This window comes from Glaciibacter superstes DSM 21135, assembly GCF_000421145.1.
In the GTDB taxonomy this organism is placed as follows: domain Bacteria; phylum Actinomycetota; class Actinomycetes; order Actinomycetales; family Microbacteriaceae; genus Cryobacterium; species Cryobacterium superstes.
In genome coordinates this window covers 1-14010 of sequence record NZ_ATWH01000030.1, presented here as the reverse complement: position 1 = coordinate 14010, position 14010 = coordinate 1, and the positions used below count along the sequence as shown (strand labels likewise).

11 protein-coding genes and 1 pseudogene are annotated in these 14010 nt (G+C 64.2%); 5 read left to right on the top strand and 7 right to left on the bottom strand.

Annotated features, from left to right (window positions below):
* From K323_RS0123195 to K323_RS0123170, 6 genes are all read right to left on the bottom strand, one after another.
* Positions 1 to 319 (bottom strand): transposase domain-containing protein (locus K323_RS0123195; RefSeq protein ID WP_245570943.1); only part of this gene is annotated, 319 nt, incomplete at its 3' end.
* A gap of 44 nt (positions 320 to 363) precedes the next feature.
* Positions 364 to 1173: an RNase H family protein gene (locus tag K323_RS28285; protein WP_033373957.1), complete on the bottom strand. Its 810-nt coding sequence runs from the start codon at positions 1171 to 1173 to the stop codon at positions 364 to 366.
* A gap of 80 nt (positions 1174 to 1253) precedes the next feature.
* Positions 1254 to 2432, bottom strand: a complete 1179-nt coding sequence (locus K323_RS0123185; RefSeq protein WP_022887644.1) for a MarP family serine protease — start codon at positions 2430 to 2432, stop codon at positions 1254 to 1256.
* A gap of 193 nt (positions 2433 to 2625) precedes the next feature.
* Entirely contained in the window at positions 2626 to 3438 is an 813-nt protein-coding gene (locus K323_RS0123180) for a family 1 encapsulin nanocompartment shell protein (protein ID WP_022887643.1), read from the bottom strand.
* The gene (locus K323_RS28280; RefSeq protein WP_022887642.1) at positions 3435 to 3866 is read right to left on the bottom strand and encodes a ferritin family protein; all 432 of its coding nucleotides are present in this window, start codon (positions 3864 to 3866) and stop codon (positions 3435 to 3437) included. Before K323_RS28280 ends, K323_RS0123180 begins: the two co-directional genes overlap by 4 nt.
* A 94-nt stretch (positions 3867 to 3960) precedes the next feature.
* Positions 3961 to 5751, bottom strand: coding sequence for a molybdopterin-dependent oxidoreductase (locus tag K323_RS0123170; protein WP_022887641.1), 1791 nt, complete (start codon positions 5749 to 5751; stop codon positions 3961 to 3963).
* Positions 5752 to 5815: 64 nt separating this feature from the next.
* Here K323_RS0123170 and K323_RS0123165 point away from each other — a divergent pair, with 64 nt between their 5' ends.
* The 5 genes and pseudogenes from K323_RS0123165 to K323_RS30955 form a co-directional block, all read left to right on the top strand.
* Positions 5816 to 8323, top strand: a complete 2508-nt coding sequence (locus tag K323_RS0123165; protein ID WP_022887640.1) for a DEAD/DEAH box helicase — start codon at positions 5816 to 5818, stop codon at positions 8321 to 8323.
* Between the two features lie 178 nt (positions 8324 to 8501).
* Positions 8502 to 9899, top strand: a complete 1398-nt coding sequence (locus K323_RS28275; protein WP_022887639.1) for an HNH endonuclease signature motif containing protein — start codon at positions 8502 to 8504, stop codon at positions 9897 to 9899.
* Between the two features lie 172 nt (positions 9900 to 10071).
* Positions 10072 to 10953: a hypothetical protein gene (locus K323_RS0123155; protein ID WP_022887638.1), complete on the top strand. Its 882-nt coding sequence runs from the start codon at positions 10072 to 10074 to the stop codon at positions 10951 to 10953.
* A 99-nt stretch (positions 10954 to 11052) separates the two neighbouring features.
* Positions 11053 to 13098 (top strand): CocE/NonD family hydrolase, encoded by a 2046-nt coding sequence (locus K323_RS0123150; protein ID WP_342663030.1) that lies wholly within the window; start codon positions 11053 to 11055, stop codon positions 13096 to 13098.
* Between the two features lie 68 nt (positions 13099 to 13166).
* Positions 13167 to 13625: pseudogene (locus tag K323_RS30955) on the top strand (ABC transporter substrate-binding protein); the annotation flags it as partial.
* 139 nt (positions 13626 to 13764) lie between these two features.
* Here K323_RS30955 and K323_RS30950 read toward each other — a convergent pair.
* A complete protein-coding gene (locus tag K323_RS30950; protein ID WP_425402296.1) occupies positions 13765 to 13965 on the bottom strand; it encodes a site-specific integrase in 201 nt (66 codons plus the stop codon).
* Between the last annotated feature and the right edge of the window lie 45 nt (positions 13966 to 14010).

Here is a 14010-nt window from a genome sequence, read left to right as displayed (position 1 = left end):
CAAGCCGGTCACGGGCATGGGAGATCGCGGCCTTGTTCGCCAACTTCGGTGACTCCTCGGACCGCTCCGCCCACGCCAACCCATCCGAGATCAGCGCCAACACGTCCTCATAAGACCCATCCGAGTGCAGCGCCATCCCCATCGCAAAATACGCCACCGACCTCGCCGGCAACGAACGACGCCGCTGCTCAGTCCGGCCGCACTCCGCGATCACCGCATCGACAACATCCGGAGGGAACACCTTCGTCAACACACCAACGGACACCAGATCCGACAACCGACGATCCGACTCGGGCTTTCTCCAACCAGTACGAGGCATACCCGCAAACTACACCAAAAACCCCTAATTGAACGGTATTGGGGCTAGATCAGGCTGCGCAGCAGGTCTTCGACGCTGACACCCTCGAACCTGGCGCGCTGCACAGCGCGAAAGTACTCGTCTTCGGTGAGGGTGAGGTTCACCTCGTGTTCGGGATCCATCTGCTCATCGAGCGTGAAGAGGCCGGGCTGCTCGTCGACCTCGCCGGCGGCGCCCGGCGCGACATCCGATTCCGCGACATCCGTTTCCGCGACATCCATTTCACTGCCGGGTACGGATGCGTCCGCCCCAACGTCCGGAGTGACGTCGACAACGTCCGCGGCGACGGCGACGGATGCCTCAGGCTCGGCTTCCGCTTCTGCTGCCCCAGCGACAGGGTCGGCGCCGACGTGGCCCGCCCACCCTGGTCCACTGGGAATCGCACCGCCGCGCTGGAAGGCCTCTGCAACACCGCGAGCCCGCTCATCGGCCGCCTCGTTCAGCGGGTGGTTCGCGTGGCCCTTGACCCACTCGAAGCGGTACGTTCGGCCGACGAGCGCTGCGTCAAGCTCCTGCAACAGATCGAGGTTCATCACCGGTTTGCCGTCGCCCTTGCGCCAACCCTTCTTCTTCCAGCCCGGCATCCACTTCGTCACGGAGTTGATCACGTACTGGCTGTCGCAGAGCACTAGCAGGTCTTCGTCGAGGTGCGCGGTCGCGCGGAAAAGCTCGAGCACCGCCTTGAGTTCGCCTTGGTTGTTCGTGGCGTGCTTCCAGCCGCCTGCGGCCCAGTGGGAGTCGTCGACGTACCAGGCCCAGCCGGCCGGTCCTGGATTGCCGAGTGCGGAGCCGTCGGCGGCTGCGGTGATGGTCATACGCTCAAGTCTGCCATCCGCGCGGAGGGAGTCCCGTCACGCAGACAGCCTCGTCACGCAGACAGTCCCGTCACGCAGAGTCATTCGATCACGCACGCCCCGGAGGAAACAGTGGAGGAGAGCGTCGCTGACTGCTCGGCCACCGGCTGTACCTCCTCCATCGCCAGCGCGAAGCCGAGGTTGGGAGTTGTCGCACCCTTGGCGAAAATGACACCGGACACTACTCCCTGCTCGCTGAGCAGCGGTCCGCCAGACTCACCCTGCTGCACATCGGAGGCGAGCGTGTACACCTGCCGAAGTGCCTCCGTCTGCCCGTCGCCACCCACAGCCAACGGGCCGACGGTGAGAATCTCGGCCGGGTCGGAATCGAACGGGCCGCCGAACGGGTAGCCCTGGGTCACCGCGTGGCTGCCGAGGTCGAGGTTCGGGCCCAGCTTCAGAGGATCGAGACCCAGGTCGTCGACAGCAATGATCGCCAGGTCGACCTCATCATCGAAGTACACAACCGTGCCGCGCACCGCGTAACCGGTCTGCGTCTGTACAACGGGCTCTGTGACCCCGGCCACCACATGCGCGTTCGTCATGACCCGGTCTGGGGACACCACAAACCCACTGCCCGACTGGCTTCGACCACAGGCATAGGCGGTGCCGGTTACCCTTACTACCGAACGCGAGGCTTGCGCCAGCTCAGGCGTGTCGGCCGTGACATCCGGGATCTGTGGAGTCGTCCCCTGGACGGCTTCGACGATCCGTGGAATCCCGTCGGCGAGGGCAACCGACCTCGCTTGCGCGAGCAGACTCTTCACCGGGTCTGGCGTGAGCGAATCGATGGTACGGATGACGCCAGACGACGCGATCGCCGGCGAGAGGTATGGGACCCCGAGGGCAATGATGCTGAAGCCGAGGACCGACATGACTAATGCGGTGACGCCGAGCGTGAAGACGGCTCCGAGAACCCGGTCGACGATTCGGAGCTTCGACTTGTGTGCTTTGCGGCGCATGGCTCGACCGAGCGTCGAACCGATGGCAACGCCGGCGACGAGCAGGATGAGGGCAACTCCGAGGACAGCCGCGAGTCGCCACTCAGGGGCGGGCACCCACGCGCCGACCAGCGGCATCGCGAAGAACGCGGCAACGGCGCCGCAGATAAAGCCGATGAGGCCGCTGAGGTTGCGCAGCAGCCCGTTGCGGTAGCCGCCGACGAGGGCCACGACCAGGGTGAGAACGAGCAGGATGTCGAGGAGCATCGGTCCGTTCATCCGTTGTCCTCTCCGTCGGCCGGATTCTGCACCGGTGTGGGATAACAGGCTGTCACATCAACCCTGCAGAACCGCTGGCAGTGCACCCGGAGCCCTCGAACTCCTCGGCCCGCGCCGTGAATGTGACCTTTCCGGTCGAGAGGGCCCGTTGCGCCGGTCACTCTCGACCGGAAAGGTCACTATCGGGCAGCGGCTACTCAGCGGCGAGGGCGATCGCGGCCTCCGGGGTGGCGACGCGGAAGCTGAAGGTCTGCTCCAGGTAGAGTCGCACCTCGTCGGAGTCGTGCCCGTCATAGCCGACCGCGAGGTCTTCTCCAGACTCGAACAGGAAGTCACCGCCACGCAGGCTTAGCACCACGCCGCCGCGCACACCAGGCGCCCAGACGACGGGTCCGCCGAGGATCTTGCGTACGTGGTCGAACAGCGGATACCCGCCGTGCTCCGTTGTCTCGATGATCGCCGTATAGTCCTCTGGCCCCACCGCGAGTCCGTACGGGCCGCTGACGCCGCTGGCGCGCAGGGTCTCCACCGCCTTAGCGACCCGGCGCGGATACCGGTTGAAGTCGTCGACGCGTTCCACCTCTTCGTGCGGCGTGGCAACGGTGATGCCGGTGATCCCGGCATCGGCCCAGCCGTGGAAGACCGCGTAGTTCTCGGTACGCGCCATCCGCACGGCCGCGTCGTCGAGACCAGACAGGTCGGGGTCGGCGGCACCGCGGTCGATATCCTGCAGCTCGCGGAGGGAGACCGTGAACTCCGCTCGCACCTCGGTGAGCGGCAGCACCCGCCGACTCCTGGCGTTGACCTCACCGACCGGAGTGGCGGCGATCTCCTCCGTGCGGCCGAGGTTGGTCGCCGAGTACGTCCAGCCGTGGGGTCCAGAGAAGTCGACAAGTTTTCGCGCGCCGAGGTTGGCGACCAGGCGGTCCTTGGCCTCTGAATCGAGTTCCGCCCAGCCGGCATCCGAGATCGGAGCGAGACTGCGCAGCAGGTGGTCGAGAGTCATGATGATGCTCCTTTCAGGCTGCCGATACCGAGTGAGGCAGCGGCCGTGTTCGACGGAGAGTCGTTTGCGCCGACATCCGTCGCCCCACCCTCGGGCCCACCACCCTCGGCCCCGCCGCCGGCACGCGCCTCTGAGGCCTCGCCGTTGACCACGATGTCGCCGTCCTGGAACAGAATGCCGCGAGCGGTCTCACGCCAGATCGGCTTGGCGCGAAACAGGAACTCGAGTTCCATGCTGAAGTGTTTGAACTCCTCGCCGAGCGAATCCTCCATGATGGCGCGCGACGCGGCATCCGGCTCGACGGAGATGCGCTGTTCATACCAGCCGATCGCCTCGGCTTCCTCTGTGAGGTTGGCGCACATCCTGGCGAAGGTGCGCGTCTCGGCGGACAACTCCTCCGGCGGCTCGTGGTACTGGTCGAAACCCATCAGATCTCCTTCGTCAACCGGCGGCGCCCAACGTCAGCGATGCGTCTTTTTCGAGGATACGCCCAGGCCCCGCGGCTGTCAGGCTCCGCGGCTGTCAGGCGCCGACGCTCACACGGGTGCCATGCCAGCCGGTCGCACCGTCTGGCACCACGTCACGGCGAGTGGATGTCTGCACCAGGCCGTCGGCGTCTGTGGCGCGGACCTGCAGCGTGTGCTCACCCGGTTCGGCGTCCCAGTCCCACCGCCACTGGCGCCAGGTGTCTGCCGAGATCGCGTCGGCGAGCGTCGCCTCGTTCCAGTCACCCTCGTCGACCTGCACGTGCACCGCGCTGATGCCGGTGTGCTGCGCCCAGGCGACTCCGGCGACCGTGACGACGCCGGCCTTCGCAGGGCCGTTCGGCACGTCGATGCGTGACTCCAGCTTGACCGGGCCTTTCTCGCCCCAGCCGCGGTCGGTCCAGTAGGCGGTGACGCGGTCGAACCTGGTCAGTTCGAGCTCGACCAGCCACTTGGTGGCCGAGACGTAGCCGTAGAGGCCCGGCACGACCATCCGCACCGGGTAGCCGTGTTCGAGAGGGAGCGGTTCGCCGTTCATGCCGACCGCAATGATCGCGTTGCGGTCGTCTGTGAGGGCCTCGATCGGGGTGCCGGCGGTCCAGCCGTCTTGGCTGCGGGAGAGCACCATGTCGGCATCGGCGTGCGGCTTTGCCTTCGCCAGAAGGTCGCGCACGGGGTAGCCGAGCCATTTGGCGTTGCCGATGAGATCGCCTCCGACCGGGTTGGAGACGCAGGCGAGCGTGGTGTAACTCTCTTCCAGGGGGAGGGCGAGCAGCTCGGCGAAATCGATCTCGATCTCGTTCTCCACCATTCCGATGATGCGCAGCCGCCAGTCGCGCGGGTCGATCCGCGGAACCTGCAAGGCGGTGTCGATGCGGTAATAATCAGCGTTCGGGGTGATCAGGGGTGCGATTCCGGGCACGTCGAGTGAAGCGCCCGCGGGGATCGGCGGGGCCGCCGTGGTCGCCTTCGGAAGAGTGAACATGGTGCGAGCGGTGTCCACCGCTCGGGAGCCGGCTGAGATCAGTTGACCGCCGACCATCGCGAGAATACCCAGGCCGGCGGATGCGCCGGTCCAGGCGAGAAATCGGCGACGGTCGAGCGACAATGCTTTGGCCGCGGCGGCGGCTCTGGCGGCGGCCTTGTTGGCGGCGACTTTAGAGGCCTTGCTGGTGGTGGTTGTGTTGCTGGTGGCCGTGTTGCCCGCGCCTTTGGCGGAGGAGGCAGCGGTGTGGGCGTCGCTCTGCGTAACTCCTGCCGTTCTGCCTGCGGTGGCGGAATTGGCCGTAGTTCCGGCTCGTGACGGGGAGACTGCAGGAGTTATGCCGGGCTCCGCGCGAAAGTGCCTCGCAAGGAAGGAGAGGAGGAGCGCGGAGACGATGATTGAGGCCACGGCAGGGAGCGCGTCGAATGGCGAGGCATCCGCTCGGCTCAATGCTGCAAAGAGTGCAACCGCGCCGACTACGACAACGACGAGACGCCCGAGCGGGGGCCTGGTGAATTCGAGAAAACCGGCCACCGCGGAGAGCGCCAGGAGGGCCAGGCCGATGCAGACGATCAGCGCAACCTTGTCGCCGGTGCCGAACAGCGCGATCACGGCATCTTTCACCCAGCTGGGAACGATGTCGATGACAAAGGCGCCGACAACCAGCACCGGGCTTGCCGCCGGGGCGAATACTGCCGCAACGAGCTCAGCCACGCCGAGACCGGCGATGACGGAGGCGATTCCGGCCAGCGCCGGACGCCAGTTTCGACGGGTTCCTGGTTTCTCGGAAGCTACTTGTTGTGGCGTTTTCGATGGCGCTTGTGGCGCACTACTGCTGTTCATATTTCAAATCTAGAATCGTTGGCTGTGAACTTCACCTACGTCGATAGGGCAGGATCGAAGGATCATGGCAACTCTTGAAGCGCTCCCGCACGTCTTGGATCCCGATGTGTTGTTCGAAGCGTTCGAGCTGTGGGCTGGAGGCCAGGGACTGACCCTGTACCCGGCGCAGGAGGAAGCCCTGATCGAGATCGTGTCGGGGGCTAACCTCATCCTGTCGACACCGACGGGCACGGGGAAATCTCTGGTTGCCGTCGGCGCACACTTTGCTGCCCTGTCTGCGGGCAAGCGCAGTTTCTACACGGCGCCGATCAAAGCGCTGGTCAGCGAGAAGTTCTTCGCGCTGGTGGAGGTGTTCGGCGCCGAGAACGTCGGCATGATGACAGGTGACTCCTCGGTGAACGCCGACGCTCCGATCATCTGCTGCACGGCGGAGATCCTCGCCAACCTGGCACTTCGAAACGGTGAAGACACCCAGGTCGACCAGGTTGTCATGGACGAATTCCACTTCTACGCAGACCCCGATCGCGGCTGGGCCTGGCAGGTTCCACTGCTCACCCTGCCGCGTGTGCAGTTCGTGCTGATGTCGGCAACACTCGGCGACGTCACAGCGATCGCCGATGATCTTCGCCGCCGCACGGGCAGAGAGGCCGCCGTCGTGACCGGTGTCGAACGCCCGGTTCCGCTGCACTATTACTACGAGACCACGCCCATTCACGAGACGGTCGAAGAACTGATCACGACCGGGCAGGCGCCGGTCTACATCGTGCACTTCTCGCAGGCCGCTGCGCTCGAGCGCGCCCAGGCGATGGCCAGCATGAAGGTCGCCAGCCGTGAGCAACGGGATGCGATTGCGGAGCTGATCGGCGAGTTCCGGTTCACGACGAGCTTCGGCAAGACCCTCTCTCGATTGATTCGGATGGGAATCGGCGTTCACCACGCTGGCATGCTCCCGAAGTACCGCCGCCTCGTCGAACAGCTCGCGCAGCGGGGGCTGCTCCGCGTGATCTGCGGCACTGACACGCTCGGCGTCGGAATCAACGTGCCCATTCGCTCTGTGCTCTTCACCGCGCTCACGAAGTACGACGGCATCCGCATGCGGCAGCTGAACGCGCGTGAGTTTCACCAGATCGCCGGGCGCGCGGGGCGAGCCGGATTCGACACGGCTGGAACCGTCGCCGTGCAGGCGCCGGAGCACGAGACCGAGAACCTCAAGGCCATCCAGAAGGCCGGAGACGACGTCAAGAAGAAACGCAAGATCATCCGGAAGAAGGCGCCGGAGGGATTCGTTTCCTGGGGAGAACCGTCGTTCCAGCGGCTGGTGGGTGCCGAACCGGAAACCCTCACCTCGAGTATGCAGATGACCAGCGCCATGCTGATCAACGTGATCGCCCGCGGCGGCGACGCGTACGCCCACGTGCATTCGCTGGTCTTCGACAACCACGAACCGTGGAAGCGTCAGCTCGCCCTCGCCAGGCGGGCACTGGGAATCTACAAGACCCTGCGCGCGGCGGGGATCGTGGAACAGAGCGCGGCCGGTGACATCCGTCTCACCGTCGATCTGCAACCGAACTTCGCTCTCAACCAGCCGCTGTCACCGTTCGCGCTTGCGTCGTTCGAACTGCTCGACCCTGACGCTCCGACGTACTCGCTTGACATGATCTCGATCGTTGAGTCGACACTCGACGACCCACGGCCGGTGCTGAGCGCCCAGCAGTTCGCAGCGCGCGGCGAGGCGGTCGCCGCGATGAAGAGTGAGGGCATCGAATACGACGAGCGGATGGCGCTGCTCGAGGAGGTGACGCATCCGAAGCCGCTCGATGAACTGCTCGGTGCGGCGTTCGAGACGTATAAGCAGTCGCAGCCGTGGATCGCTGACTTCGAGCTGAGGCCGAAGTCTGTGGTGCGCGATATGTATGAGCGGGCGATGTCGTTCGGCGAGTTGATTGCGTTCTACAAGATTGCGCGTAGTGAGGGCGTGGTGCTGCGTTATTTGTCCGACGCGTATCGGGCGGCCAGGCAGACCATTCCGGATGAGGCGAAGACCGAAGACCTGCTCGACCTGATCGAGTGGCTCGGTGAGCTGGTGCGTCAGGTCGACTCCAGCCTGCTCGACGAGTGGGAGGAACTCGCGCACCCCGATCTCGAAGCGCACGATGCGATCGCGGGGAGCGTGTTGCCCCCGGCTCCGAAGCGACTGACGACGAACGTGCGGGCGTTCCGGATTCTGGTGCGGAATGAGCTGTTCAGAAGGGTGCAACTGGCTGCGCTCGAGCAGTATGACGCGCTGGGAGACCTGGACAAGACATCCGGATTCTCGGCCGATGTCTGGGCTGACGCGATGGACGGATACTTCGGTGAGCACGACGAAGTGCTCACGGGAGCGGATGCCCGCAGCTCGGCGCTGCTGATTCTCGACGAGAACACGACGGGGAACGGCGTGTGGACTGCACGCCAGATTCTCGACGACCCCGCCGGCCACCACGACTGGGGCATCGGCGCCGAGATCGATCTCGCCGCTTCAGACGAAGCCGGAGTCGCGGTCGTCCGCGTCACTGCCGTCAACCGGCTGTAGCGCCGCTCGATGGGTCGCCTCAATCCGACCTCGAAACCCTCGCAACCCGACCTCCAAAACCCGGCCACGCTCACCGGTCTCCCTCCACAGGCACGCCGCCAGTTAGTTATCCACAGGTGCTGGTCAGTGACGGTATCCACCCGGGTGGAATGTCGGTGGTTTGCTGTTGACTTGGGTCATGGAAAACAACGAGAACCCACCCAACGAAGCTGGCCCGCCCGGCGACGATCCCGATCCGAGCTGGCGCCCTGACCCGGAACAGGCGCGGGCGAATGCGTCGTTCCGGTCCGGGCTTGGCGGTCTCATTGATGCGATCGCGAAGGTCAACCGGAAGCTGGCCAAAGTGGCGGCGAAGCAAGCGATCGCCGTCGAGGCGGCCCGCGCATTCGCGGAGCGCACCGACCAAGGCGTCAGTGCAACAACCGTGGAGATGGCGAAGCGCTCCCTGGTGGCGGAGGTCGCCTGTGCGACACGGGTTCCGCAGCGCACCGCGGAGAACCTGATCGGAGAGAGCCGCGCACTGGTCCAGGACCTCCCCGACACTCTGACGGCATTGCGGGCTGGGAAGATCAGCTACCGGCATGCCCGCACTCTGGTGTCCGAGACCGCGGGCCTCGACGATGCCGCCACTGCGGAGCTGGAGAAGCTAATGTTGCCGGTCGCGGAAACGGTGACGGGGTCGAAGTTCGATCGGAAGATCCGCATCGCCAGGGAGAAGCTGAACCCGGAATCGATCGTCGCCCGGCACGAACGCAGCATCCTCGATCGCCGCGTGAGTGTTGAACCGGCCAGGGACGGGATGGCGTGGTTGTCGGCGTACCTGCCGGCCGCCGATGCCCTCGCCATTCACACCCAGCTGGTGAAGCGGGGTAAAGACCTCCAGGGGGCGAACGAGCACCGCACGCTTACGCAGTTGAAAGCCGACGTGTTCCGTGACCTGCTCCTCTGCCCCAACAGTGACGGCAGCGGTGAAACGGCGGGCACGGCAACGGGGGAGCGGCTTCGTGGTGTGAAACCAGATGTGTTCGTCACCGTCCCCATGCTGACCCTGTTCGGTATGAGCGAGGAGCCGGGGAACCTGGATGGGTATGGTCCGATCGACCCAGACACTGCCCGCGACCTCGCCGCGAAATGCCCGTCGTTCGTTCGGATCCTGACCCACCCGGAAACGGGGGCCGTGCTCTCCGTCGGCAGAGATCGCTACCTGGTGCCGGCAGACCTGCGCCGGCTGCTGCAGTTGCGAGACGGGACGTGCCGTTTCCCGGGCTGCAGCCGGCAAGCGGCTCTCTGCGATGTGGACCACAGTTCGGATTGGGGCTACGGCGGGGAGACAGAACACATCAATCTCGCCCACCTCTGTAAAAGCGACCACACCCTCAAACACGGTGCCGGGTGGAAGACGAAGCAGGCAGACGACGGCAGCGGCAACGTCGAATGGACCACCCCGACCGGACACCGATACGAGACCGAACCAGAAACCCCGATCGCCTCAGCCATCAGTGCCGAACTCCGGAAGAAAGCCCTGCTGAACAAGTGGGTGCCCACGAAGATGCTGCCAGAGGAGCCACCCTTCTAAACCAGGACGCTCTAGACCAAGTCTTCGAAGATCGAGTCACCTGGTTTCGAGGCTTCGTTCGCTGGCGCTCTCTCCGCACCTCAACCACCGACACTGGGGCCGCGGTTGGAGTGGAACCGTCACCAGGCAGCGGTCGAGCCTGCCGAGAATCCACACTCGGTAGTGTTTGAGGATGGTGCTCGAAGCATTCCCCACACGCGTGATTCTCATGGCGGAGTACGGTGATCTGCTTCCTCTCTGGGACCGATCGTCGAGCCCTGACGTGTGGTTCGGCCCATTCGAACGCGGTGTGCTCGGCCTCTCGGAAGGCCTCGAAACACGGCTCGTCCAATGGAACCGGCGCTTAGATAACATCGCCGCCACTGATCGCCAGTGGGCGTCTGCCGACGAGAAGCTGGAGTTCATGGTCGACGGACAATTGTTGGCGGCCGAAACGCAGCGAGAGTTCGGCGCCGGTGTCCTTTTGCTGTACCGGGAGGACGACTCCGAACGTTCTCGTGCGACGTTTCCCCCGCGCTCAGGATCCCCTGGGGTTCCGAACCAAAAAGTGAGACTTGCAGCGAAGACGCCCAACGGCCTGGTTTACCTCGATCAGCCCTCCGGACGACCCTCGCTCGAGGATCAGCTCGCGGCCATGCCGCAGGCCGAATTCGACGCACTGGCCAAAGACGTCGATCTCACAACCCTGGAATGGGCGCCCGGACAACAACCGACGCGAATCTTGCTCGAACCGAATCCAGGCGGGTTTCCGCTCCGTGATCGCACTGATCTGGCGGGCAGGCCGAGTGATGAGATCGACGTCGACGCCCTCAATCTTCCTGCCGAACTCGTCGTCGAATTGACCGAGTGGAACCGTCGCTGGGCGAACAACGACCAATACCAGCGCTCTCTCCAGTACCTCGACGAAGGACACCAACTGGCCGCACGACTGCAGCGAGCCCTCGGCGTCGACGTCGCTGTTCTCTTCCCTGAAGCCAACCCGGTACGCTCACGCCCGACACCCGAAATGGCGCGCTTCGTGCAACGGCTCAGGGAGTCCAGACAGTCACAGTGACCAGGGAACGTCACGAAAAGGGTGCGCGCTCAACGGGGCCACCAGCGTCGCGATGAAAGCGCCTCGATTCGTGCCGCTTGCCTACCTGTGTAAGGCTGGATGTCTATGCATCCGTCTGATTCTTCCCTTTTACAGCCACCAATCAGAGTTCTCCGACAGGCGCAGATTCCGCTTTCGGATGGGGATATCCTTTCGGCACGCATTTGGCTCCCGATGGATTCGAGCACCACTCCCGTCCCCGCCGTCCTGGAATATATCCCCTATCGCAAAGACGATATGACGGCGAAGCGGGACGACACGATCCATCCGGTATTTGCACAGTCCGGTTACGCGTCGATCCGCGTCGACACCCGTGGCTCGGGTGACTCTTCCGGCGTCATGGACGACGAGTACGCGCCGCGCGAGCTCTCCGACGGACTGGAAGTCCTGACTTGGATCGCCCGTCAGGACTGGTGCGATGGCGGAGTCGGCATCATCGGAAAGTCATGGGGCGGATTCAACGGCCTCCAGATTGCAGCACTCCGGCCACCTGAACTCCGCGCCGTCATCACCATCTGCTCCACAGACGATCGATACCGCGACGACGTGCACTTTCACGGCGGAGTCATCGTTGGATCGGAAATGCTCTCCTGGGCATCGACCATGCTTGCGTACAACGCCCGCCCGCAGGATCCCGCGGTCGTTGGCGACGGCTGGCGAGAGAACTGGTTCGAGCGACTGAACGATTCGCCGATCTATTCAGAGATCTGGCTGGCCCACCAGCGCCGCGACGACTATTGGAAGCACGCATCCGTGTGTGAGGACTACAGCAGCATCGAAGTCCCGGTACTCGCCGTCGGCGGACTGTACGACGAATATCGCGGAACGTTGTTCACACTTCTCGAGAATCTGAGCAGCCCAACGCAATCCCTCCTCGGGCCGTGGGCGCACAACTACCCGCATCAGGCCGTTCCCGGTCCGGCGATCGACTTCCTGCCGGAGGCAGTGCGCTGGTGGGACAAGTGGATGAAGGGCACCGATAACGGCGTCGAGGACCAACCGGCGCTGCGCGCTTTCATTCCCACCGGTGTGCGAACCGGAGAAGACCTCACCGAACGCCCAGGTCGCTGGATTGCTGAGCAGTCCTGGCCAAGCCCCCAGATCTTGCCGACACCATTCCTCGCCGACAAGGCAGTGGTGACCGGGAGCCCCGAACTCGTGAGCACCGCGCTGATCGGCGCCACGACCGGGAGCTGGTTGCAGTTCGGTGAGGCCGCCGGACAGGCCATCGACCAACGAGAGGATGACGCCAAATCGTTCACGGCATCGTGGTCCGTCGGCGACGATCCAGTCGAGTTCGTCGGCCCCGTCACGGTCGCGCTCACTGTCGCGTCGAATCAGCCGCGCGGCCTGATCGCTGTCCGGTTGTGCGATGTCGGCCCAGATGGCTCTTCTCGTCTCATCACCACTGGTCTGTTCAACCTCGCGCACCACACCGGCCACGAGTATCCAACCGCACTTCAGACCGCCGAACCGATCGCAGTCGAGGTGCCCCTGCTGGCCAGCGCTCACCGCTTTGAGCCGGGGCACAGCATCCGTGTGTCCGTGTCAGCGAGCCTCTGGCCCTTTGCCTGGCCATCACCGACTGAGACAACGCTCACTCTCCAACCAGAGCAGCTCGTGCTGACCCTACCGATCAGGGAGGACACGAACGACGAATACGTGCAGGCCGAGTTCCGAACGCCGACTCCTCCGCCGCCCAGCCCGATTAAGGTGGCCGCCGAGCCCATGTCGCGCGTCATCACTCGCGATCTGGTGGCCGGAACCCAGGACATCGTGATCCGAAGCGAGGCGGATCAGATCGATGAGACTGACGGACTTCGGTATTACACCTGGGCGGAAGACCGCTACCTGATCACAGAGGGATCGGCCGGGTCCGCCGTGGCGGAGTGCCGTCGCGTCGAGCACTACCAGCGCCCTGGGATACCTGGACCTGGGCTACCTGATGGGAGCGCTCCGAGTTGGGACGTCAAGATCGTCACGTTCAGTCGCATGTTCGGCGACGAGACGGACTTCTTCCTCGAAAATCAGGTCACCGCATTTGAGTGCGAGAACGAGGTGTTCTCTCGCACCTGGTCCGCAAGGATTCCGCGCGACTTCAACTGAGCTCCGCTGCACAGGCACGCTACGGCACAAGTGTTCACCTACAACCCAAGGGACTTACCGTGCGCAATATGACTAGACGACAGGCGCTTTCACTGATCGCCGCCGGAACTACCGCCGCCGCTCTTGCCGGTTGCGCAGGGCAGGCTGACCGCGACGCCAACACCATCACGGTGGGGTCGAAGGGGTTCACCGAATCGTGGATCATGGGCGAGCTTTATGCCCAACTGCTCAGGGCCCGCGACTACACAGTTGCACTCAAGACCAACGTCGGTTCCACCGACATCATCAACACGGCGCTCACCTCCGGACGAATCGACCTGTACCCGGAATACACCGGCGTCATCGTCGTGGTTCTCGCCGGGAACGACGAGGTGATGGGAAGCGCAGAACAGACATATCGTCTGGCCAAGAGGTATGAGGCCGGCAAGGGAGTCACCCTGCTCGATCCGACTCCATTCGAGAACAAGAACGCCATCGCCGTGACCGCTGACTTTGCTGCTGAGAACGACGTGAAGACCATCTCCGATCTGCACGGAATCGGTGAGTTCCTCTACTCCACGTACCCGGACAATGTCACCGGGGGACTATCCCGAGGAGTCTGTTATCCCGAGTCCTGCTCTGCGGGCGTGTGCAATGGCGGCCTGAGAGCTGATTTCCTCGGGATAATCATCGGAGCCCTGCGAGTTGGAGGATCATGTCGTCGCCTCCGGTCCAGAGCGGTGCGAGATCGGGCGTGGCGCTGCCGGCTCTCTGGATCGCTTCGCGAACCATCTGGTTGTCGGCCGACGCGTAGATGCTCGTGGTTGAGATATTGGCATGGACGAGGAACTCCTTGATGTGCGGAAGCGGAACTCCGGCGCGCAGCATCTGCATGGCGCGGGCGTGCCGCAGCTGGTGGGCATGGATCTTCTC